At 66.9% G+C, this 23,047-nt stretch carries 17 protein-coding genes; 12 read left to right on the forward strand and 5 right to left on the reverse strand.

Translation table 11 applies throughout. The features are described 5' to 3' along the window. Positions 1-84: 84 nt before the first annotated feature. Entirely contained in the window at positions 85-807 is a 723-nt protein-coding gene (locus tag L5G33_RS13165; protein ID WP_236998626.1) for an AraC family transcriptional regulator, read from the forward strand. A 15-nt stretch (positions 808-822) separates the two neighbouring features. Here L5G33_RS13165 and L5G33_RS13170 read toward each other — a convergent pair whose 3' ends face one another. Then, positions 823-3,864 carry a hypothetical protein gene (locus tag L5G33_RS13170; RefSeq protein WP_236998627.1) on the reverse strand — a complete coding sequence of 1,014 codons (3,042 nt, stop codon included), beginning with the start codon at positions 3,862-3,864 and terminating at the stop codon, positions 823-825. Between the two features lie 160 nt (positions 3,865-4,024). Here L5G33_RS13170 and L5G33_RS13175 point away from each other — a divergent pair, with 160 nt between their 5' ends. Then, a complete protein-coding gene (locus L5G33_RS13175; RefSeq protein ID WP_236998628.1) occupies positions 4,025-4,864 on the forward strand; it encodes an alpha/beta fold hydrolase in 840 nt (279 codons plus the stop codon). A gap of 3 nt (positions 4,865-4,867) precedes the next feature. Here L5G33_RS13175 and L5G33_RS13180 read toward each other — a convergent pair whose 3' ends face one another. Further along, a complete protein-coding gene (locus L5G33_RS13180; RefSeq protein WP_236998629.1) occupies positions 4,868-6,238 on the reverse strand; it encodes an FAD-binding oxidoreductase in 1,371 nt (456 codons plus the stop codon). A 138-nt stretch (positions 6,239-6,376) separates the two neighbouring features. On the opposite strand from L5G33_RS13180, the gene L5G33_RS13185 reads away from it, so the two are divergent. From L5G33_RS13185 to L5G33_RS13205, 5 genes are all read left to right on the forward strand, one after another. Beyond that, positions 6,377-7,069 (forward strand): trypsin-like serine protease, encoded by a 693-nt coding sequence (locus L5G33_RS13185; protein ID WP_236998763.1) that lies wholly within the window; start codon positions 6,377-6,379, stop codon positions 7,067-7,069. Between the two features lie 70 nt (positions 7,070-7,139). Next, complete coding sequence (locus L5G33_RS13190) at positions 7,140-8,597, forward strand: DUF3375 domain-containing protein (protein ID WP_236998630.1); 1,458 nt, start codon at positions 7,140-7,142, stop codon at positions 8,595-8,597. Next, positions 8,594-9,193, forward strand: coding sequence for a DUF4194 domain-containing protein (locus L5G33_RS13195; protein WP_236998631.1), 600 nt, complete (start codon positions 8,594-8,596; stop codon positions 9,191-9,193). The genes L5G33_RS13190 and L5G33_RS13195 overlap by 4 nt, the downstream gene beginning before the upstream one ends. Next, positions 9,190-12,558, forward strand: a complete 3,369-nt coding sequence (locus L5G33_RS13200) for an ATP-binding protein (protein ID WP_236998632.1) — start codon at positions 9,190-9,192, stop codon at positions 12,556-12,558. Before L5G33_RS13195 ends, L5G33_RS13200 begins: the two co-directional genes overlap by 4 nt. Before the next feature lie 18 nt (positions 12,559-12,576). Further along, positions 12,577-13,440, forward strand: coding sequence for an SCO6745 family protein (locus L5G33_RS13205; protein ID WP_236998633.1), 864 nt, complete (start codon positions 12,577-12,579; stop codon positions 13,438-13,440). Here L5G33_RS13205 and L5G33_RS13210 read toward each other — a convergent pair. Further along, complete coding sequence (locus tag L5G33_RS13210; protein ID WP_236998634.1) at positions 13,400-13,804, reverse strand: hypothetical protein; 405 nt, start codon at positions 13,802-13,804, stop codon at positions 13,400-13,402. The genes L5G33_RS13205 and L5G33_RS13210 overlap by 41 nt on opposite strands. Before the next feature lie 106 nt (positions 13,805-13,910). Between L5G33_RS13210 and L5G33_RS13215 the strand changes: the two genes are divergently transcribed. Further along, positions 13,911-15,062 (forward strand): acyl-CoA dehydrogenase family protein, encoded by a 1,152-nt coding sequence (locus L5G33_RS13215; RefSeq protein WP_236998635.1) that lies wholly within the window; start codon positions 13,911-13,913, stop codon positions 15,060-15,062. A 5-nt stretch (positions 15,063-15,067) separates the two neighbouring features. Here the strand turns inward: L5G33_RS13215 and L5G33_RS13220 are convergent, their stop codons facing one another. Together L5G33_RS13220 and L5G33_RS13225 are read right to left on the reverse strand one after the other, a co-directional pair. Then, positions 15,068-15,550, reverse strand: a complete 483-nt coding sequence (locus L5G33_RS13220; RefSeq protein WP_236998636.1) for a PPOX class F420-dependent oxidoreductase — start codon at positions 15,548-15,550, stop codon at positions 15,068-15,070. Between the two features lie 11 nt (positions 15,551-15,561). Then, entirely contained in the window at positions 15,562-16,503 is a 942-nt protein-coding gene (locus L5G33_RS13225) for an intradiol ring-cleavage dioxygenase (protein ID WP_236998637.1), read from the reverse strand. A gap of 143 nt (positions 16,504-16,646) precedes the next feature. Between L5G33_RS13225 and L5G33_RS13230 the strand changes: the two genes are divergently transcribed. From L5G33_RS13230 to L5G33_RS13245, 4 genes are all read left to right on the forward strand, one after another. After that, entirely contained in the window at positions 16,647-17,636 is a 990-nt protein-coding gene (locus L5G33_RS13230; RefSeq protein ID WP_236998638.1) for an NYN domain-containing protein, read from the forward strand. 99 nt (positions 17,637-17,735) lie between these two features. Further along, positions 17,736-18,434 (forward strand): DUF6319 family protein, encoded by a 699-nt coding sequence (locus tag L5G33_RS13235; protein ID WP_236998639.1) that lies wholly within the window; start codon positions 17,736-17,738, stop codon positions 18,432-18,434. Beyond that, positions 18,427-19,590: an MFS transporter gene (locus tag L5G33_RS13240; RefSeq protein WP_236998640.1), complete on the forward strand. Its 1,164-nt coding sequence runs from the start codon at positions 18,427-18,429 to the stop codon at positions 19,588-19,590. Before L5G33_RS13235 ends, L5G33_RS13240 begins: the two co-directional genes overlap by 8 nt. Before the next feature lie 36 nt (positions 19,591-19,626). Continuing rightward, positions 19,627-23,016 (forward strand): DEAD/DEAH box helicase, encoded by a 3,390-nt coding sequence (locus L5G33_RS13245; protein WP_236998641.1) that lies wholly within the window; start codon positions 19,627-19,629, stop codon positions 23,014-23,016. Positions 23,017-23,047: the final 31 nt, after the last annotated feature.

Consider the following 23,047-nt stretch of genomic DNA (forward strand, 5'->3'; position numbering starts at 1 on the left):
TGTCTCTTCGGTCCGTACCTGACACCAATCGCGAACCAACCCGACACGATGCCGGCGCAGCCCACTGCTGGAGGAAGGGATCGCATGGACCAGGTGCCCGGGCGCCTCGCGACGATCGTGCCCGAGAACTCGATTCGGTTCCTCGGCCACGACACCCACACGCACAGCGAACCCCATCTCGTTTACGTCGGAGCGGGATCGGCGCGCCTGGCGATCGACGGTGAACAGGTGATACTCGGCGTGCACGAGTCAGTCTGGCTGGCGCCGAACGTGCCGCACTCGGCGCGCTACTCCCCCGGAAGCCTCGTCCTCGGTCCGATCCTGTCCCCGTCGACGCTCCCACCCGAACCCGTGCATCGCCTGGGCTCGATTCCGGCAGTCACCGCCGTGATGACCGCGATCCTCGGGGCAGCGCCGACGACGGACACCGAGGTGCAGGTGTTCCGCGCCGCACTCGACGACGTCCTGACCCGGCTCCGCGGGCCGTGGTTCTCACTGCCCGCACCGACGCACCCGGTGGCGGCCGCCGTGGCCCGCGAACTCCCGTTCTCGTCGGAGTCGCTGGATCAGATCGCGGCACGCCATGGGATCAGCGGGCGCCACCTGCAGCGGATATTCGTCAGCGAGACCGGTATCGCGTTCCGGCAGTGGCGGGTCCGCGCGCGCCTGAACGTGGCGATCGGCCGCCTACGCGAAGGCGCATCGGTGACCCACGCCGCTCGCACAGCGGGCTACGAGACCGGTTCCGGTCTGCGGAAGGCGCTGCTCCGCGAAGCCGGGATCGACGCCGATGCACTGCGCCGATAGATCTGCTTCTGCCGCCTACTTCTTCGTGGCTGAAGCGAGCGCCGCGGCACGTACGGCGACCGCGTTCGCCGTGAGCAGGTCGGCCGACACCATTCCGGGGAAGTAGTCGGCGAGGGCCGCCCACATAGCTCGCCCCTCGTCGGTCAGGCCGCCCTTCTTGAGGCAGTCGTTGGCCTGGAGCCGCGCGACGGCGGCGAACGCCATCGACTGCATCGACAGGAGCATCCACGGGTTGGCTCCGGTGTCGACGCCGTCGAGCGCTTCGTTACGTGCGGCGATTAGGTCGTACATCTCGGGCGACGACCGACGCACGTCGCGCAGCATCGTGTTCACATGCCGCGGAGCCTCGACACTGATCGGATCGGCCATCCACTCCATGCGGTGGTGGAATGCGTCGATCGTCGCGCTGGTGCGCATGTCGAGGTCGAGGACCGGCCCCGGCACCAGACGGAAGTGCTCGAACAGCATGTCGACTTGCTCGCGCCCCATGGATTCGACGGCCATCACGTTGCGGTCGAGGACTCCGGTCCGCGGGTCGCTCATGCGACCCGTTGCGAGCAGGCGGAGCAGTTCGTCGCCGCCGCGCGTGGTCAGATACGACTGGATCTCGTCGCGATCGGATGCGGCCGGGTCGACGATCGCCGACATCGCGATGGTGCAGCCGACGTACGGGTTCGGGTGCGAGGCGCTCGCCCGGTCACTCGGCGCGAACGGTTGCTCGGCGAGACCTGAACGGATGAGCAGGGCCGGGATCCGGCGCGGTGCGACGGGACTGTCGCCGAGCGCGACGAGCGACGCGGTCGGGTCGGCGGTCAGCACATCGACCGACGGCGCGGGGCTCTCCGCGTCCGCGGCCTGCTCGGTGTCGAGGAGCATCCATGCGGCGGTCAACTCGTCTGCGGCGGGCGCCGAGGACGTCGTGGCCGGGGCCGGGGCACCCCCGTCGCGGACGACAGTGGCGATCGGGGCCTCGTCGGTGCTGCCGTCCGCGGCTTCGATGACGGCGACGAGCGTGCCGCGCACCAGGCGTCGCGCGGCTTCGACGATCTGTCTGGTCGCCAAGGCGAACTCAGTTCCCGCGTGTCCGTCGGACTCCCATTCCCGAACGATGTCGAGGTCGCCGTCGAGGAGAGCGAAGGAGACGTCGACGCCGCCGGGGACGTACACGGCGAGGCGACGGTGATCGGTGGCTTCCAGGTCGATCTCCGGCAACGCGGTCTGCCACGCGGAGGGGACGCCCGCCCGTTCGAGCCGCACCAGCGCGTGCGGCGGACGCACGACCAGTTCCAGCGAACCCGATTCCCGTGCATCCGATCTCCGTGCGTCACCAACGACCGAGACTTGAGTGACCCGTTCGACGTCGGTCGGACCGAAGACCAGTTCTGCGTCGTCGACGGCGAGTCCGTGGTCGGCGGTGAGTCCAGTGGTCGATTCGGCGAGCCCGTCGGCGGCGGGCAGCCGCACGGCGGGTTCGTTGACGGCATCGAGCCCTTCGGCGATGACGGCGACACGGCGCAGATCCAACGCGTAGGAGTCACTGACGACGATCTCGTAGGTACCCAGGAGCGGCGCGTCGACGCCGTCGAACGGATCGGCGGAGGTGATGAAGTCTTCGGCGGCCCACGGATAGTCGACGAGCCAGTTCAGGTCGCCGACCCGGCGTACCCGGACCCGCCATTCCTTGACGGCGTCGCCGTCATGCGCGGGCAGGTCGACGAGCGGACGCTCACCGAATACGGGGTCGCCGTCGCGTGTGGTGACTCCGGGCAGCGGCTCGGGCAGTTCGATGCTCGGGCTCTCGGTGGGCCGTACCCGCCGGGTGGCTCCCCTGCGTCCGTCGCGGACCACGGTCAGCTCGCGGTGTCCGGCGAGGTCGAGGGTCCGCAGGAGCCATCCGTCCCACGGGCCGTTGCGGGTGTCGGTGACGTCTATCTTCTTCCGCCCCGTCCCCGCGAAGTCGGCGTCGTTGGGGACGAGCGCGACGACCTCCCCCGCGGGGAGGGTGCGGTGGTGTGACATGACGCGCCCATCGGGAGCGAACAGCACGATCGGGTCGCCCGGCAAGACGACGGGGATGGCGCGCCTCGCGCCGTTGTCGAGGTTGACGAGCACGCATTCGCGCAGTGCGGACGTCACCGGGACCACTGCGGCCTCGTCGGTTCCGACTCGAACCTGTTCGGGGGCGTCGCCGGTCCACGCTCGCCACGTCGTCGGCTCCGCTCCGGGCGGTACGACGACGTCGAGCGTGCCTTCGGCCGCGTCGTAGCGCAGTTCGGGAAACCGAGCGACGCACAGCGCGGCCGCGTCGGGATCGCCGTCGAGGAACGGCTTGCGCGCCAACCGGTCTCGCAATGTCGCGAGGATCGTCGGCGGCAGGTCGACGGTGGCGGCGGTCAACTCGGACGCGGCCCAGGTCTCGGGTTCGGCGACACTCGCGACGAGCACCGCGCAGATCCTCGCGAGGAATGTGACGGCCGTGTCGGGCGCATGGTCGAGAAGCGCGCGGAACTCGGCGGGCAGCTGCCTGCGGCGGTGACCGAAACCGGGTTCGGTCAGGTGGTCGAGCACCACCGTGCCCTGTGGCGCACGCCCGGCCGCCACATGCTGTTCGATGACGTCGACGAGAGCGCCGAGTGCATGGGCCGGGATGCCTGCGTGCAGTTCGAGCAGCCACACCGGGTCGCGGTCGCGAAGCGCTTCGATATCGCGCAGCCCGGCGGCACGAAACATGTCGCCCGCGAAACCGGTGAGCGCGGCTTCGAACGACGGGTCTCGGTCGACCCCGAGGCAGGCGGCGAATCCGTCCCAGAAGTCGGTCGAACCGTCACGGAGTGCGGCGTGGCCGACGAGTGCGGTCGCGATGAGCGCCGGATACCCGGTGATGAGCGCGAAGTGCGCGCCCGCGGGCATCTGCGACATCAACTTCCCGAGCTGGGAGTGCACGCGTCCGATCTCGTCGACCGTCGGATCGGTTTCGACGACGAGCTCCACGTCGGCGTATCGATCGCGAATACAGTTCTCGAATTCGTTGTCCTGAAGGGCCGCCGAACCGGTCATGCGCGCTTGTTCACCACACCTTTTGCTACTCGCGCCGCCGGGAGTCGCGGCGCGTCGTGAAGCCATAAGTTACCCGTCGTGCGCGCGTGGTCTCGAACCCGGACGGCGGGCTGTGGGAAGGCTCACCCGGATGCTCGGATCTGGCAGACTCGGAACCATCATGGACACCTTCACGCGCAACGGCCTCACGTTCGACGTCACCGACTCCGGGCCCGCCGACGGCGAACCGGTCATCCTCCTGCACGGTTTCCCGCAGACCGCGTCGTCCTGGTCGCAGGTCTCGGAACTGTTGACGGCGCAAGGGTTTCGCACGATCGCCCCCACACAGCGCGGCTACTCTCCGGGGGCGCGGCCGCGTGGACGGTGGCATTACCGCACGAGCGAGTTGACCGCGGACATCGTGGCGTTGATCGAGCAGACCGGTCGTGGCCCCGTCCATGTCGTCGGCCACGACTGGGGTGCACTCGTCGCCTGGTCGCTCGCCATGAACCGCCCCGATCTGGTGCGGTCGCTGACCTCGGTGTCCGTGCCGCATCCCGGCGCGTTCCTCCGGTCGATGACACGGAGCCGCCAGGCACTCATGTCCTGGTACATGTACTTCTTCCAGGTCCCGTGGCTCCCGGAACTCGTGATCACTCGAATTCGGTCGGTGCTGCCGACGGCCCTGCGACGGACCGGCATGTCGCTCGACGAGGTCGCCGTCGTCCAACGCGAGATCATCGACGACCCAAAGTTGACGGCTGGGGCGTTGACGGGCGGTCTCAACTGGTACCGGGCCATGCTGCTCGACGGGCCTACCGGCCTCACGCGCACGGTGTCGGCGCCGACCACCCACGTGTGGAGTTCCGGCGACTCGGCGCTCGCCCGCCGCGGCGCCGAACTCGCGCACGAGTACGTGACCGGCGACTTTCGCCTCGAGATCATCGACGGCGCGTCCCACTGGCTGCCCGACCAGCGGCCCGCCGACCTCGCGGCGATCATCCTCGACCGGATCAGCTGACCTCTACAGCAGCACGCCCGGGTTCAGCAGCCCGTCGGGGTCGAGAGCGGCTTTGAGCACGGTGGTGAGCTCTATGACGTCGTCGCCGACTTGGTCGCGCAGGTAGCCCTTCTTCAGTCTCCCCACACCGTGTTCGCCGGTTATGGTGCCGCCCAACGAGATCGCCAAGCTCATGATCTGGCCGAACGCGGTGTTGGCACGAGCGGTCTCGTCGTCGTCGGTCGGATCGTGGACGATCAGCGGATGCGTGTTGCCGTCGCCCGCGTGTGCGATCACCGAGATCACCACACGGTTGTCCGCGGCTATCGCCTCGACTCCGTCGATGAGAGCGGGCAGTGACGGGAGCGGCACTCCGACGTCCTCGAGCAGGAGCGCACCGAGCCGTTCGACGGCGGGAATGGCCATGCGGCGCGCCTGGGTGAACGCTTCGGACTCGACGGGATCGGACGTCGAGAAGACTTCACCCGCACCGCAGGCGGAAAAGGCCCGTTCGATGAGTTCCACCTCGGCGGTCCCGGCAGGTCCCGGCGCGTCCGACTGTGCGACGAGCATCGCGCCCGCGTGCCGGTCGAGCCCCATCTTGAGCATGTCTTCGACCGCGTTGATCGAGACGGAGTCCATGAATTCGAGCATCGCGGGCCGGATCTGCGAGGTCACGGCGAGGACGGCCTCTGATGCGGCGTGGACGCTTGCGAACGAGCCGACGACGGTGCACGCCGACGCCTGTGGAGGCAGCAGACGCAGTGTCACTTCGGTGACGACGCCGAGCAGACCTTCGCTGCCGACGAACAGTTTCGTCAACGGCAGCCCGGCCGAGTCTTTGAGTTGCTTACCGCCGAGCCGGACGGCGCGACCGTCTGCCAAGACCACTTGCAGGCCGAGGACGTAGTCGGTGGTGACGCCGTACTTCACGCAGCACAGCCCGCCCGCGTTTGTGGCGACGTTTCCGCCGATCGAGCAGATCTCGAACGACGACGGGTCCGGCGGATACCAGAGGCCTTCCGCTGCAGCCGCGGCTTTGACCTCGGCGTTCAACATGCCCGGTTGCGAGACTGCGGTGCGCGTCGCGGTGTCGATCGTCAGGTTCCGCATCTTCTCGGTCGAGATCGTCACGGCGCCGTCGACCGCCGTCGACCCGCCCGACAGGCTCGTCCCTGCGCCGCGCGTGATCATCGGCACCCGGTGTTCGGCGCACCAGCGGACCGTGGTCTGGACGTCTTCGGTGGTGACGGGCCGGACCAGCGCGAGCGGGGTGCCCGCGTCGGGGTCGTTGGCTCTGTCGTACCGGTATGCCCCGAGGATGTCGGGGTCGGTCACCACCATTCCGGGAGCGAGGGCAGCGGACAGGCTCGACAAGTCTGAACTCGACAACATGCCGCCAACGGTATTCGCCATGTCTGTGCGACGCGTTGCTTCGCCTCACTTTGCGACGCCGTCGCCTGTGTTTGAATCGTTACCGAGCCGGCCGGGGGTCGGAACTCACTACCCGAATGGAGTTCTGTCAACGTGAAGATGATCAAACGTGTCCTGGTCGCGGTCGCCGCGGTCGCCGCCACTGTGGCGCTTGTACCCAGCGGACCTGCTGAGGCCGCACCGCGCGCCACCGTCGGCGGTGGTTCGGGAATCATCGTCGCAGGCAACGCACTGTGCACCATGACCGCGGTCGGGCATGACCGCACGGGTCGTTTGGTCGGGCTCACCGCTGCTCATTGCGGCGGCATCGGCAACACCGTCCAGGCCGAACGCAACCGTAAGGCTGGTGTCATCGGCTCCATCGTGACCCGCAGCAGCAGTCTCGACGTCGCGGTCATCGCGTTGAATTCGTCGCGCGTGAAGGCCGTCCGCCAGGTCGGCAAGGCGCGCATCTCCCGCATCGGCTCCTACCCGAAACCGTTCTCGAACGTGTGCAAAGCCGGTCGCACCACCGGGTTCACCTGTGGCCCGACCCTCGTCCACGACGGTAACGCCGCACTCAACTACGTGTGCGCCGACCACGGCGACTCGGGTGGTCCGATCATCGTCGGCGGTCGCCTCGTCGGCATGCTGAACGGCGCGCTGCGCGTCGCGGGCGCGGGCACCCCGTCGATCCCCTGCGTCGATCCCGCGTTCCCGGTCTACAGCCCGATGATCGCGACGAAGATGACCGACATCCTGGGGCCTCTCAACAAGACGTCAAGGGTCGGATCGGGTTTCCGACTCATCTGATGCCTTGAGTTGCACTTCAAGCGCGCACCGCGACTGACCCGTCGCGTCGGGCAGTCGCTACCCTGACCCAGTGCAATTCGACGAGATCGTCGCCGTGCGGAAATCCAGCGCGGCGTGGAGGCTGCTGCGCGCGGACAACGCGCCGCTGGTTCTGTCCTTCCTCGGCCGCGTGTTCGTCGACGACAACATCCGCGAGATCTCCGAGTCGGGCCTGATCAGCCTGCTCGACGACGAGCTGTATGCGCTCAACCGACGACTCGGTGAGGACACCTATCCTCGAGCGCCGAAGGCGTATCTCGACGAGTGGGCGTCGCCTGCTGCGGGCTGGCTGCGTAAGTACTACGTCATCGACAGCGACGAGCCGCACTACGATGCGACGCCCGCCGTCGAGCGCGCCGTCGCCTGGTTGGCGTCGCTGCGCGAACGTGACTTCGTCGGCACCGAGTCCCGGTTGAACACGGTCTTCGATCTGCTCCGGCAGATGGTGTACGGCACCAACACCGACCCCCAGGTTAGGCTCACCGAGCTGCGGCGACGACGTGCCGAGATCGACGCGGAGATCGACGCCGTCGAACGCGGCGAGGTGAGTGTCCTCGACGCGACACGTCGCCGCGACCGCTACCAGCAGTTCAGCGAGGTGTCCCGCGCACTGCTCTCGGACTTCCGCGAGGTCGAAGCCAACTTCCGCGCTTTGGACCGGCAGATGCGTGAACGCATCGCCACCTGGCGCGGCACCAAGGGTGAGCTCCTCGACGAGATCGTCAACAATCGCAGCATGATCGCCGACTCCGATCAGGGCCGCAGCTTCCAAGCCTTCTACGATCTGCTCCTGTCGGCGGACCGCCTCGACGAGCTCGACGAGCTCGTCCGGGACGCACAGTCGTTCTCCGAGGTCGCGGACGACCGAATGGCCAACATCCACCACGACTGGCTCGACGCTGGCACCCGCGCCCAGGACACGGTCCGCCGGCTGTCCGAGCAGTTGCGGCGATTCCTCGACGACCAGGCGTGGTTGGAGAACCGCCGCGTCATGGATCTGCTGCGCAATATCGAGGCGTCCGCGTACGGGCTCCGCGAGGACCGGATCGACGACTTCTCGCACGAGGTCGATTCCCCATCCCCCACCGTCGTCCTGCCGATGGAGCGCCCCCTGTACCGACCGACCGCGACCGTCGACGTCGACAGCGACGACATCGAGTACGGCGAGCCAGAAGGCGATTCGGACGCATTGTTCGAACAGATCCACATCGATCCGTCTCCGCTCATCGACGAGGTCCGACGACGTCTGCGCCGCCACGACCAGGTCACCCTCGCGGACGTGCTCGCCGAGTCGCCGTTGTCGCAAGGGCTCGCCGAGCTGATCACGTACATGTCGCTGGCCGACGAGAGCTTCACCAGGATCTTCGACGAGGGCACGACCCAGCACGTCAGGTGGACCGACGAGTTCGGCGACCGTCGCACCGCACGCGTCCCCCGCGTCATCTACACACGGCCACGGCCGTCGACCCCAACGGAGGAGACACCATGAGCCGCACCGTCCCCCGCGACGAGCTGAACCTGTCGTTGGCGGTGACCTCGCTGATGAAGGGCGTCGTCTACCGCGATTCGGCGGAGACTACGTGGCAGCATGTCGTCGGACTGCCCGCGCAGGTCAGCGACTATGTGGCGACGCTCGGTCTCGCCGTGGTCATCGACGAGGCGGAAGGGTATGCGTTTCTGCGGTCGCGGGACGACGACGAGCTCGCCGAACTGGGGATCCCTCGTTTGGTCGCCCGCCACCAATTGCCGCTGCACACGTCGCTGCTCCTCGCGCTGCTCCGCAAACGGCTCGCCGAACACGACACGACCGATGCGGGCAACCGGCTGATCCTGACCGGCGACCAACTGCGCGAGCTGCTCACGCCGTTCTATCCGACGACGACGAATGAAGCGCGCACGGTCGATCAGACCGACACCGCGATCCGCCGCGTCACCGATCTGGGATTCCTGCGCCGGATGCCGGGGCAGGACGGGGAGTACGAGGTCCGACGCGTCATCAAGGCGTTCGTCGACGCGCAGTGGCTCGCCGACTTCGACGCCCACCTGGTCGAGTACGCCGATATCGCACGGGAGGAGACGCGATGACGGGACTGTTCGCCGCAACAGAGTTGGAGAGCACGGAGTCGTCGGGGTCGGGTTTCCGGCTGCAGAAGTTCCAGGTGTTCAACTGGGGGACGTTCGACCAACGTGTGTGGACGCTCGATCTCGCGGGCGAGAACGGATTGTTGACCGGCGACATCGGCTCGGGCAAGTCGACTCTCGTGGACGCGCTGACCACGCTGTTGATGCCTGCACACCGCGTCGCCTACAACAAGGCTGCCGGGGCGGAGTCGCGTGAGCGCGATCTCCGCTCGTATGTGTTGGGCCATTACAAGTCTGAACGCAATGACGCGTCCGGCGCGTCACGCCCGGTGGCGTTGCGCGGCATGTCGAACTATTCGGTGATCCTCGGCGTCTTCGCCAATGAGGGGTACGACGAGACGGTCACGCTCGCACAGGTGTTCTCGATGCGCCACGATAGCGGGCAGCCGGAACGGTTCTTCACCGTCACCGACCGGGCGCTCGACATCACGGCCGACTTCGCTGACTTTGGTACCGATCTCCGTGCCCTGCGGAAACGTCTGAAGGACACCGGAACCCGCATTCACGAACACTTCCCCGAGTACGGGCGCGACTATCGGCGCAGCCTCACGGTGCGGTCCGAGCAGGCGATGGAGCTGTTCCATCAGACCGTGTCGATGAAGGCGGTCGGCAACCTCAACGACTTCGTTCGAGACCACATGCTCGAACCGTTCGACTCCACCGGGTGGGTCGACACGATGGTGGCGCACTTCGAGGATCTGACGGCTGCGCACGACGCCGTCGTCTTGGCCCGGCGCCAACTCGCCGAACTCGAACCGCTGTTGGCCGACTACGACAAGTACACGAGCCACATCGAGATGTCCGCGGAGATGCGGGAACGGCGCAGCGCCCTTCGGTTCTTTTTCGCGGATCGCCGACGCGATCTCCTCGAATCCAGTCTGGCCGAGTCAAACCGTGAGATCGTCGCCACCCGCACCGCGTTGGAGGAGGTCGACCGCGATATCGCCGACTTGCGGATCGCGCTGCGCGAGTTGGAACTTCGGCAGGCCGGCCTGGGCGGCAACGACATCGCCGCGTTGGAGGCCCAGATCGTCGAGGCGCAGCGCCAACGCGATGAGCGCGCGGCGGCCCACGAGCGGTACACGGGACTTCTCGACGATTCCGGGCTCGCGCCGGTCGCCGAGCGCGGCCAGTTCGAGCAGCGACGCACCGAGGTCGCCGATGCAGTCGAGGCGTTGGACGCGGAAGTCGCCGACGTCGCGAACGGCATCACCGAGCTCGTCGTCGACCGACGTCAGATCGACGGCGAGGGCCGACGTGTCGCGGGCGAGATCGCGAGCCTGCGTGGCCGGACGAGCAATATCCCCGAACGTAACCTGCGGATGCGCGAACTGATCTGTGGCGGGGTCGGACTGACACACGACGAGCTCCCGTTCGTCGGTGAGCTGATCGGTGTCCGACCCGACGAGAGCCGTTGGGAGGGCGCCGCCGAGCGCGTACTCCGCGGGTTCGGCCTGTCGCTTCTGGTGCCGGCCGCCCGGTACGACAAGGTGTCCGCATGGATCGACGCCAACCACCTCGGCGGTCGCCTCGTGTACTTCAAAGTGCCCGAGCGTGTCTCGTCGAAGACCGTGTCGACGCCTCCGGCGAACGCGCTCGTCCACAAGCTCGACATCAAGGACGGGCCGTTTTACACCTGGGTGGAGCGGCGACTCTTCGAACGGGCCCGGCACGAGTGTGCTGAGACCCTCGACGAGTTCCGGAACGCCGACTACGCGGTAACCGTCGCCGGTCAGGTCCGGTCGGGCGGCGGACGACATGAGAAGGACGATTCGCAACGCGTCGACGACCGCCGCAACTATGTGCTCGGCTGGAGCAACGAGCAAAAGGTCAACGCGCTGTTCACCGCCGGGCAGCGCGTACAGGACGATCTGAACCGGATCGATTCGGGGATCGAGGAGCTGGAGGATTCGCGTCGCCGTCTGATGAATCGTCGTAACGCGCTCACCGGGCTTGACGCGTACCCGAGTTTCGATGCGCTCGACTGGGAGTCGGCGGCCGCACGCGTCGCCGAGCTGACGGACCGCAAGACCGAGTTGGAGCAGTCGTCTGACGAGTTGGCGGCGGTCACCGAGTCGGTCGCGTCGACGCGGGATCAGTTGTCCGTCGCCGATGCCACACGCGATGGCCTTCGCGACAAGGTGTCCCGGCTGGAGATGTCCCGAAACCAGGGTGAACAGATCCGAGAATCGGCGCGACTCGTGGCTGCCGAACCGGGCTCGGAGGAGGCCACGACTCATTTCGACGCCATCGCGGAGTCGATCGGCGACGTCGATCTGACCGTCGACACGTGCGCCGAACTGGAGGCTTCGCTGACGGAGTCGTTGACGGATGCGGCCGAACAGCACACGTCTCGCGCGGGCACGTTCTCGACGCGCGTGGTGAATCGGATGTCGGAGTTCAACCGCAACTATCCGATTCTGACGACCGAGTTCGATCCGGACATCGCGTCGGCGGACGAGTACCGTGAGCTGCACCGTCGCCTGGCGCACGACGATCTGCCTCGGTTCGAGAGCGACTTCAAGAACTACTTGAACACGAATGCGATTCGCGACATCGCGATCTTCGCGGCGAAGCTCAACAAGGAAGTGCATCTGATCGGATCAAAGATCGACACGATCAACGAGTCGCTGTCGGGGATCGAGTACAACCCCGGACGGTACATCCGCCTGGAAGTGAACCCGAGCGCGTCGCAGGAGATCAAGGAGTTCCGCGCCGACCTGCGGCGGTGCAGCGACGGCGAGATGGAGATCGGTGCCGAAGAGGAGCAGTACTCGGAGGAGAAGTTCCTCCTGGTGAAGGCGATCGTCGAACGGTTCCGCGGCCGGGAGGGTTTCGCCGATGTCGACCGGCGGTGGACCGAGCTGGTCACCGATGTCCGAAACTGGGTGACCTTCGCTGCGTCGGAACGCTATGTGGAGGATGACGAAGAGTACGAGAACTACACCGACTCCGACGGCAAGTCGGGAGGACAGAAGGAGAAGCTCGCCTACACGATCCTCGCAGCGTCACTGGCGTACCAGTTCGACCTGAAGTGGGGTGCGACGAGGTCCCGCGACTTCCGTTTCGTCGTCATCGACGAGGCGTTCGGCCGCGGCTCGGACGATTCGGCCCGGTACGCGCTCTCGTTGTTCGCGAAGCTCGGGCTCCAGCTGCTCATCGTCACTCCGTTGACGAAGATCTACACGATCGAGCCGTTCGTGTCGGCGGTCGGCTACGTCGAGAACCGCGGCGGCAGCTACTCGCAGCTGCAATGCCTGACGATCGAGCAGTACCGCGAGACGAGACGAGCACGTGAGACTGTGTGACCTGGCACAGTGGAGGACATGTCTTCTGATACCGCTGCTGCTGTCGCCCGCCGAGCCTATGAGAGCCTCGAGCCCTTCCACGTCGTCGCGTACTTCAATCCCGGTGTCGGGCGCGCTCAGGACGCTCTCGGGTTAGACGGTCACGCCTTCTATGTCGGTGGGCGCGGTGCGCCGCTCGCGGGTGCTCCCGCTTCGCTGGTAGCTGCGACCTTCTACAACTTCTCGCCGACGCTGATCGCGTCGGCGTGGACTGCTGCGAGCGCCCGCGGCCTCGACGCAGTCGACGCGAGTCGCTACGAGATGCTCGACGAGCAGTTCCGCGCGATCTTGGGCGACGACTGCGAACGTCTCGCCCCCCTGGTCCCCGAGTTTCAGACGATCGTGGACGCTTTGCCGTTCTCCGGCCGCCCACTGGCCGCGGCGTGGGCGTCGACTGTCGTCCCCGACGAGCCCCATCTCGCCTTGTGGCGGACGTGGACAATCGTCCGTGAGTGGCGCGGTGACAATCACATCGCCGAACTCGTGTCGCACGGGCTCGACGGCATCGACGCGGGCGTCTTCCATGAGTCAGATCTTCCCGACCCGGCCACTCGTCGGCGGGTCTTGGGCAAGAAGCTCTTCCAGCTGACTCGCGGATGGTCCGATGACGAGTGGTCGGAGTCGGTGGAGCGGCTCACGGCACGCGGCCTGATCGAGCCGGCGGGCGACGGCAGCCGACTGACGGATACCGGTTTCGCCGTCTACCAGGAGATCGAGGATCGTACGGACGCAGTCTCGGGTGCCGCGCTGCCCGACAGCCTCGCCGATCTGGTCGATCGGACCCGTCCCTTCGTCAAGAAGGTCATCGACGCGGGCCTGCTACCCGGGACGAAGAAGAGCTGACCGCAGAACGGCGGCTCGCCGTCTTCCTCGGCGGTGACGAGCCGCGCCGCTTCGGCGCATGCGCGGGCGTACCGCCGGCGAGACCGGATCCGGTGCGCGTGCTTGGCCTGCGTGCGGGTACGAGCCCGTTCCGGTCCCGCGCGACATTCGCGAACACGTCGACCACCCGACGGTCCACCGCGTCCAACCCGACCTCGGCCTCGACGGCCGCCGCAGACAGCATCGCGTAGATCGCCTCGAACCGCAGAAACATCAGGAGACCTTCTCCCGCGTGCGATGCCTGCAGCACTGCACCGTCAGCCTTCCCGCCGATCCCGATCGGCCGCAGGCCGACCCTCGCCCACACGCTATCCGACATCGTCATCACCCCTCCCCGGGCGGCGTGAGTCTTGTGATTCCGCCGTCTGCACGGCCACGCGCATGCGACCATCGCTACTACTGACGTCCAGCACGACTGGGAGGGAATCCCCTTGAAGCGCACCATCTTCGGCGATGAGCACGAAGCATTCCGCGATACCGTCCGCCAGTTCTTCGAGACGAAGGTGACGCCGCAGTATCCGGACTGGGAGGCCGCCGGGCATCCACCTCGCGACTTCTACCGAGAGGCAGGCGCTCTCGGCATCATCGGGATACAGGTCCCTGAACAGTTCGGCGGAGCCGGCGTCGAATCGTACAAGTTCAACGCTATCGTCACCGAACAGGCCGTCCGGGCGCACATCAGCCTCGGACCGTTGCGCGTCCACATGGATCTCGTTCTGCCGTACCTGCTCGAGTACGCAACCGACGAGCAGAAACAGCGATGGCTGCCGGACTTCGTGACCGGCGATCTCGTCACCGCGATCGCCATGACCGAACCGGGCACCGGCTCAGACCTTGCAGGCATCCGAACGACGGCGCGACGCGACGGTGACGAGTACATCCTCAACGGCGCGAAGACGTTCATCACCGGTGGCTACAACGCCGATCGCGTGCTGGTGGTCGCGCGCACCTCTCCGGCCGACCCGGACAACCGCCGAACCGGTTTAAGCATCCTCGTCGTCGACACAACGAGCCCGGGATTCGAGGTCGGGCGGATCCTCGAGAAGATGGGACTCAAAGCCCAAGACACCTGCGAACTGTCCTTTTCGGACGTGCGCGTGCCCGCCGCCGACCTCCTCGGCGACGAAGGCCGGGCATTCGCGTACCTCGGACACAATCTGCCGCAGGAACGTCTGACGATCGCCGTCGGTGCATGGGCCGCTGCTTCGCACGCCGTCGAACTGGCCAGGGACTACACGTCCGAGCGCAACGTGTTCGGTCAACCCGTCGCATCGTTTCAGAACACGAAGTTCGTGCTCGCGGACTGCGCTGCGGACGTCGCAGCCGGGCAAGCCTTCCTCGACAACGCCCTTGAAGCGCACGATGCGGGTGAACTGACCGGCTCCGACGCCGCCGCGTTGAAGCTGTGGATGACGGAGATGCAGGCCCGGGTCGTCGACGAATGCCTGCAATTGCACGGCGGATACGGCTACATGTCGGAGTACCCGATCTCTCGCCTGTACGCCGACGCCCGGGTGAGCCGGATCTACGGCGGAACCAGCGAGGTCATGCGGTCGATCGTCGCGAAGTCTCTGGGGATGTAGCGAACCTACTCGGCCGCGTCCAGCCGCTCGGCGACCTCCGCGGGAAACCCTCCGGTCGCGATCGGCCCCCACCGAGTCGGCGTGATGCGGATCAGCGACTTGTTCTGGAGCCGCATCGCAGCGCGGTACTCGTCCCAGTCCGAATGCTCCCCCGCGATGGCACGGAAGTAGTCGACGAGACCGTCCTCGGCTTCCGGCATGTCCAGCACCTCAGCCGTCCCGTCCACCTGCACCCACGCGTCACCGAACTTGTCCGACAGAACGCACACGCTGACGTGTGGGTTCCGTTTCACGTTGACGGCTTTGGCCCGTCCCGGGTAGGTGGCGACAACGATTCGACCACCCGGGTCGACCCCCGCCGTGACCGGCGACATCTGCGGGGAGCCGTCGTGGCGCGATGTGAGGAGAATCAGCTGGTGCCGCCTGCGGACGAAGTCCAAGAGTTCGGCGAGATCGACGGAGGATGCGGTCGCGACAGTTCGTCCCATACCGTCCTACTCTACGGACGACTCGGCGGCGCTCCGCCCGGTTTGCCGGACCCGTTCGGCGGCGGACCGCCGGGACCGCCGGCTCCACCAGGTGCTGCGCCGGCCTTCGGCTCGGTCCCGGTGTCGACGCCGACGTGGAGCATGGCGGTATAACCCGACACCGCATTGCCGGTGAGCGACGCGAGCTGCGACTTGCCGCCGTCGTCACCGAACACGTTGTCGCTCGCCAAAGTGATCTGACTGAGGTTCTCCGCCGACCCCGAGTAGGTCGACCGCGAGTAGACGGCGACACAGGCCTGTTGAGGCAACGCCAGTTGCGATGTCGCGATCGCCTTGGTGTGGTCGGTGATCGAGGTGACGTCCGGGTACACCTCAAAATGGATGTGCGGCCACCTGCCTGAATAGCAGCCTGGGAAGATCGTCGTGAACGTCACCGAGCCGCTGTCGTCGACCACTTGCACGCCGCGCAGGAAGGTCTCGTCCTCGATGCCTTCCCCGTACATCGAGTATTCGCCTTGGGCGGTGCAATGCCAGGCATAGACCGCGGCGCCCGTGAACGGCTTGTCTCCTCCCGCGATGTCGGTGACGTCGAGGGTCACCCGCAACGGCACGCCGTCGACTCTCGTGCCGCCGCCCAGGCTGGACCGAATGTCGCTGCGCACGATGCCCGTTCGATTCAACACGTCAGGCCCGTTCGAGCCGTCGCCTGGGTACGGACCCGCCGTCTCGTCGGGGATCTCGCCTATGGTCGTGGCCGATGACGAGGTCGACGCACCGGTGTCGCTCGACCCGCTCGAACAAGCTGCCAGAAGCGCCGCCGCACCACCGGCGCCGATGAACGCCAACACTTTTCGACGGGTCGACAGAGTCTGCAAGTCGAACGCGGCTCCCTGATCAACGACGGGTTCGTCTGGCCGGTGCAGGGGTCGTCCTTGGTAAGTCTTGTCAGTCATGAGTCGATAATGTCGCAGCAGGCTCCGAGCAGGCTCGACAATCGCTGTGAGGTCGCTGTAGGTGCGGGGACGACAGTCACAAAGACATGTCCGCCTCACTGAAGTCCCTGATTCGACACCTCGGCCGTGACACAGTGAACGCCATGCGATCGACTTGTGCTCTGTACATCGACGCCGGTTATCTTCTCGCCGCTGCGGCGACCAGAGTCACCGGGACGTCGCTTCGCAGCGGCATCCACGTCGAGTACGTGAAACTCATCGAGTCCCTGGTACGCACCGCAGAGAAGCAATCCGGCCTCCCGCTGCTCCGTGTCCACTGGTACGACTCGGCCCGCAACGGCGTCCCTGATGCACGGCAGGAACGGATCGGCGAGATCCCCCGCGTCAAGCTCCGCCTCGGTCGGTTCGGCATGGACGGCGAACAGAAGGGCGTCGACCTCCGCATCGGACTCGACCTCGTGACACATGCCCGCAACGACGCGTCCGACGTCTTCTTCCTCATCTCCGGCGACGACGACCTCACCGAAGCCGTCGAAGAGTCACAGGTCCACGGCATCCTCGTCAACCTTCTCGCCGTCCCGATTCGCGACGGCAAACCGCACGGCGTCAGCAGGCATCTGATCCGAGCAGCAGACGACATCCACACGATCGACGGTTCGACGATCGACGACGCGGTCGTCAAGATCGAACAACCCCCCGTACCCGAGGACGGCGGGCCCGAACCCGCGGTCCTCGCTCCCAAACCCGGCCCGAAGCCCGGCCCGCCTGCGACGAAGACGCCGCTCGACGTGGCGGTGGCCGCCCGACACCAGCCCGAACCCTGCCGCGAACCGACCGAAGTGCTCGCCTACAGTTCGTCCACAGGTTCCACCGGCCTCGTGATGCCCGGTTACGAAGCCGACGTGAACGACGACATCGTCGACGGCATCGTGGCTCGCGTGCTCTCGTCCTTCCGCGAAAGCGCAACTCCCGAAACGATTCTCGCGCTCGAACGCGACAAGCCGTCGATACCCCGCGACATCGATCGGGCGATGCTCCTCGACGCATCCGACGCCCTCGGCATGTACGACCTCGACGACGGCGTCCGCTTCCGACTCCGGGCCCGCTTCTGGGAAATGTACAACGCCTCGTGATGAACGCGTAGACGAGCCACGAGTCGCACACCCGTGCGAAACCGTCGTCGTGGTGTGAGAAAATGGGGCAGCACCGGAACTCCACGAGAAGGACCAGCCATGCCTCCGCGCCGCCGCTCTACCCCCGGGGCCGAATCGTTGACCCCAGACGACCTGACCAAGCTGGCTACCGCGTTGGCCGACGGACGACGAGCCACCGTGTACCTCCGTGAAGCGGTTCCCAGTCTCGGCCTCGACGCCGGAAGCTCCGCGAAGGTCGTGTCGATCGCGGGCACCACAGTCACCGTCCGTCCACGCGGTGTCGACGACGAACTCCCGTATGAGGCAGACGAACTGCGGATCACCAAGACCGCTCCCCCGCGGCCGGAGCCGGCGAAGAAGCCCGTGCGGCGGAAGGCGTCGACCACTCCCGCCCCGGTGAGCCCAGCCCCCGTGAGCCCAGCCCCCGTGAGCCCAGCCCCGGTAACCCCAGCCCCGGCAGCCGCCGAACCGGCGGCGAAGCCGCGACCGCGTACCCCCAAGAAGGCGACGCAATCGTTGACCGTCACGATCCACGGCAACGCCGACAACGAGTGGTCCGTCGCATTGACCCGCGGAGCGAAGAAGCCTCAGCGATCGCGCCCCGTCACCCCGGAGTCGGTCGACGCGGCGATCCGCGAACTCGGTGACGCCACCGCCCGCGACGCCGTCACATCAGTGTTGAACGCAGCCCGCGAAGAGGCCCAACGCCGCGTCGAAGAACTCAGCCGTGAACTGGCGGCCGCCAAGGAAGCCCTCGCCGCCCTCGAGAATGCCTAATTCATCCAGACGAGACCTGCTCGTCGTCCTGGCACTCTTGTTCACCACCGGATGGGCGACGAACCACTTCGTCTCGATGATGCCCGTCCTCCACGACGACGTGCACATCTCCGACGCGGCACTCGAAGGAGCCTTCGCGATCTACGCCGTCGGACTCCTGCCCGGCCTCCTCACCGGCGGAGGGCTCTCCGACCGCATCGGACGCCGCCGGGTCGTCCTCCCTGGCGCGACCGGCGCCGCACTCGGCAACCTGTTGATGCTGCTGTGGCACACCGAACCCGGAGTCTTCGTCGGACGTTTCGTCGTCGGTCTCGGTGTCGGACTCGCCGTCAGCGCAGGCACCGCATGGTCGGCCGACGTCGGAGGCACCCGTGGAACCGTCCTCGCGGGAATGACCCTCACCTCCGGTTTCGCGGTCGGACCCCTCGCCTCCGGGCTCATCGCCCAGTTCACCGACGGCGCCGCACTGGTCGCTCCGTTCGTCGTCACCGTCGTCGCATCACTGGCGGCAGTCGGTGCGGGGTTCTGGACCTCGGGCGCATCGACTCAGCTCGACCTGCAGAAGCCACTCTCGGCTGCGCCCGACCACCAGGGGAAGAGCTTGGCCCGAGCGCTTCTCACGGGAATCCCGATGTCGCTGTGGGTGTTCTCCGCAGTCTCCGCGTCGGTGGTGACGATGGCTGGCCGGATGAGCGGCTTCTCCGGCCCGTGGGTCCCCGGCGTCGCCGCAGTTCTCGCGCTCGGATCAGGCGTAGTCAGCCAGACCCTCGCGCGACGCGCCGGATGGGGCCCGCGCACGGGCATCGCAGGTGCACTCCTGGCCGCGGCGGGATTCCTCACCGTCGCAGCCGGAGGCTCCAACCCGTCGCCTGCCGCGTTCCTCGTCGCGTCGATCGTCCTCGGCGGTGCGTACGGCCTCTGCCTTCGCGAAGGCCTGCTCGACGTCGAGACCTACGCTCCCGCCACACGACGTGGACTCGCGACCGGCGTCTTCTACGTCGGCACATACCTCGGGTTCGGTTTGCCGCTCCTGATGCGCGCCATCGAGCCGTCGGTCGGCATTATCGCCCCGCTCGTCGTGATCGCCGCACTCGCCGCCGCCTGCGCCGCGGTCCGCACAAGCCAGATCAGGTCCGGCCTCCTGGCCGGGCGCTGACCGGCCACGCCCGACCCCCGGATAGGCTGCACAGCGATGGCCACCGCCCACTGGACTCCGCAACAGACGTCGCAGATCCTGTCGTTCTTCGACAAGGGAAGCCTGTCCCGCGGCCGCGGCTACGCGCGGGCCGGGCTCGTGCACTCGATCGCCTGGTCCGGTAATACGCTGTCGGGCCGATCCGAAGGCAGCGGCGGCAAGACCTACGCGTGCAGAGTGAAAGCCGTGTTCGACGGCGCACGCGCACAAGTGACCGCGACCTGCAGCTGCCCGGTCAGTATCTACTGCAAACACTGTGTCGCCCTCATCCTGACGGCGACCGACGGCAGCAAGTCGGAAGCGCTGCGACCGGCGCAGCCCCCGAGACCGCCTGCCGGAGCTCTCGAACTCAGCCGCTGGCGGACCCTCGTCACCGAGATCACCACGCCGGTGAGCACCGCCGAGTCGACCGTCGACCGTGGACCGGAACTGCCGCTCGCCCTCCAGTTTTCGCTCGACCTCGATGCTCGCGGCAACCGTCGCGTCTACGTGCGTCCGATGACGCACGGCGCACGTGGCAGATGGGTCGCGTCACGGGTCACGTGGAAGTCGCTGCTGACCACGCGCCGCCCCAGCGACAACCACGACCCCGCAGCGCTCGCCCTCCTCGTCGACATCGGCGGGATCCTCGCCGCTCGCACACAACGGTCCACCCCGCCGGACACGCTGCCGGTGTCGTCAGCACCATCGCGGATCTGGCCGGTCCTCGCCCAAGCCGCCGATGCCGGTATCGAATTCATCGGCACAGGCGGCTGGGGGCAACCGCAGACCGTCGCGTTCGACGCAGGCATCACGACGGGGCTCCACGTCGAACGGATGCAGAATCACCTCAACGTCGGAGTCGAAGTACTCGTCGGAGGTCGGGCCGCCGCACCCCCGCACGTGCATCTGATCGGCTCCCCGCGACCACACGGTGTCGCCGTCCTCGTCGACCGCCATCTCAGCCTCGGCCCAGTGGCGACCCTGACGTCGTCGGAGGCGAGGCTCCTCGCCGACCGCACCACCGTCACCGTCCCCGCTGACGAGGTCGACGAGTTCCGAGCCTCGCTCGACCACCTGTCCGCAGGTCGAGCGGTCACCTTCGGCGACGATGTTTTCCCGCCGACCGACGTCGACGGTCCACACCCCGTCCTGGTCGTCGACTTCTCCGAGCACGGCGCCACCACACGGTGGGAGGCCGAGTACACCGCGGACGGCGAGTCGATACGTGCCGCCGCGGACGACCACACGAATCCGCGCCAGGTGCGGCGCCGCGCAGACGAACAGAAGATGTGGGCTGCACTCGGCCCCGAACTCGCGATGGTCGCCGAGGTGTACGGCGACTGGTTCGACGAAGCCTCCGAACATCTCCTGCGGCGCATCTATCAGTCACCGCGACGAGACGAGACGACCGAACTCGTGGAACTTCAGCGACGACTCGCCGAAACTCCGACCGTCGCAGCCGCATTCCAACTGCTCCCGGTCGACCAGTTCGTCCGCGAGTGGTCACTCGACCCGATCGAGGCCGCAGTCCTGTCCGGCGACGTCCTTCCCGAGCTCGTCGCCGGCGGCAACGTGAGTGTCGACGTCGTCGGCGACCAGCCCGACTACCGGCGCCCCGACGAGGAACCGACCCTGCGGTTCAGCGGCGATGCGACCACCGACTGGTTCGACCTGTCGATCACCCTCGACGTCGACGGACGGCAGCTGCCGATCGGCGACGTCATCGCCGCGCTCGCCCGCGGCGACACCCACATGCTGCTGCCGGACGACACCTACTTCCCGCTCGCCACCCCCGCACTGACGGCACTGCGCGAACGTCTCGACGAAGCCCGCGAACTCGGGGATCTCACCGGCGACGGCGTCTCGTCGTCGACGCTCAACGTCACGTTGTGGGAGGAGCTGCTCGAACTCGGAGTGGTCGACGAACAGCTCGCCGAGTGGAAGTCTCGTCTCACCGCGCTCGCGACCGCGAAACCGCCCACCCCGATCACCCCGCCGAGCGACCTGAACGCCGACCTGCGCGGCTACCAGCGCGACGGCCTCGACTGGCTCACCTTCTTGTGGGACAACGGACTCGGCGGCATCCTCGCCGACGACATGGGCCTGGGTAAGACATTGCAGACCCTCGCCCTGTTCCAGCACGTCATCGACGACGACCCGGACGCCCGCTTCCTGGTGGTCGCGCCGACCTCGGTCGTCGGGAACTGGGCGGCCGAAGTCCGGCGCTTCGTTCCCGGATTACAGGTCGTGACCGTCACGTCCACCGAGAAACGTGCAGGCCGCGCCCTCACCGAGCAGGTCGGCGACGCGCAGATCGTCGTCACCTCGTATGCGCTGCTGCGGATCGACTACAGCGTGTTCGCTGACCTGGCGTGGTCGGGGATGGTGCTCGACGAAGCGCAGTTCGTGAAGAACCACGCGTCGAAAACCCATCAGGCGGCACGACGTCTGCCCGCACGGTTCAAACTCGCGATCACCGGTACGCCTCTGGAGAATCGGGTGATGGAATTGTGGTCTCTGGTGTCGATCGTCGCACCGGGCCTCTACAGTTCGCCGAGAACGTTCAAAGAACATTTCGCCGACCCGATAGAAAAGGGCGAGGAACCCGAACGACTTGATGTCCTTCGACGACGTCTGCGTCCGATCATGTTGCGCCGCACCAAGGGTCAAGTCCTCGCGGATCTGCCCGCAAAACAGGAGCAGTTGCTTCCCCTCGACCTCGGCGCCGAACACCGCAAGGTCTACGACCGATTCCTCGCCCGCGAACGCCAAAAGATGCTCGGCCTCCTCGACGACTGGGAAGGCAACCAGATCAGGATCCTGCGGGCGCTGACCCAACTCCGCCAACTCAGCCTGCACCCGGGGTTGGTCGACGAACAGCATGCGGCACTCGAGTCGACGAAGATCACCTACCTGGCCGAACAGATACCGATCCTGACCGCCGAAGACCACAGCGCACTGATCTTCTCCAGCTTCACCGGATTCCTGCGACTCGTCGCCGCTCGGTTCCAGCGCGACGGGATCGAGTACAGCTACCTGGACGGCACCATGTCCGCGACGAAGCGCGCCGAACAGATCGAGCAGTTCATGGCCGGTGACACCGGCGCGTTCCTGATCAGTCTGAAGGCGGGCGGTTTCGGCCTCAACCTGACGGCAGCCGACTACTGTTTCATGACCGACCCGTGGTGGAATCCAGCGGCCGAAGCACAGGCCGTCGACCGCGCCCACCGTATCGGCCAGCAGCGCGCCGTGACCGTCTACCGCATGGTGTCGACCGGCACCGTCGAAGAGAAGGTCGTCGACCTGCAGAACCGCAAGCGCGAACTGTTCGATGCACTGATCGACGACGGCGCGGCCTTCTCCGGAAAGATCACCGTCGCCGACGTGCGCGGCCTGTTGGAATGACCCTGCGGTTCAAGCGAGCGCGTGTTGGCTA

Origin of the sequence: Gordonia liuliyuniae (assembly GCF_021738805.1) — a bacterium.
GTDB lineage: Bacteria > Actinomycetota > Actinomycetes > Mycobacteriales > Mycobacteriaceae > Gordonia > Gordonia liuliyuniae.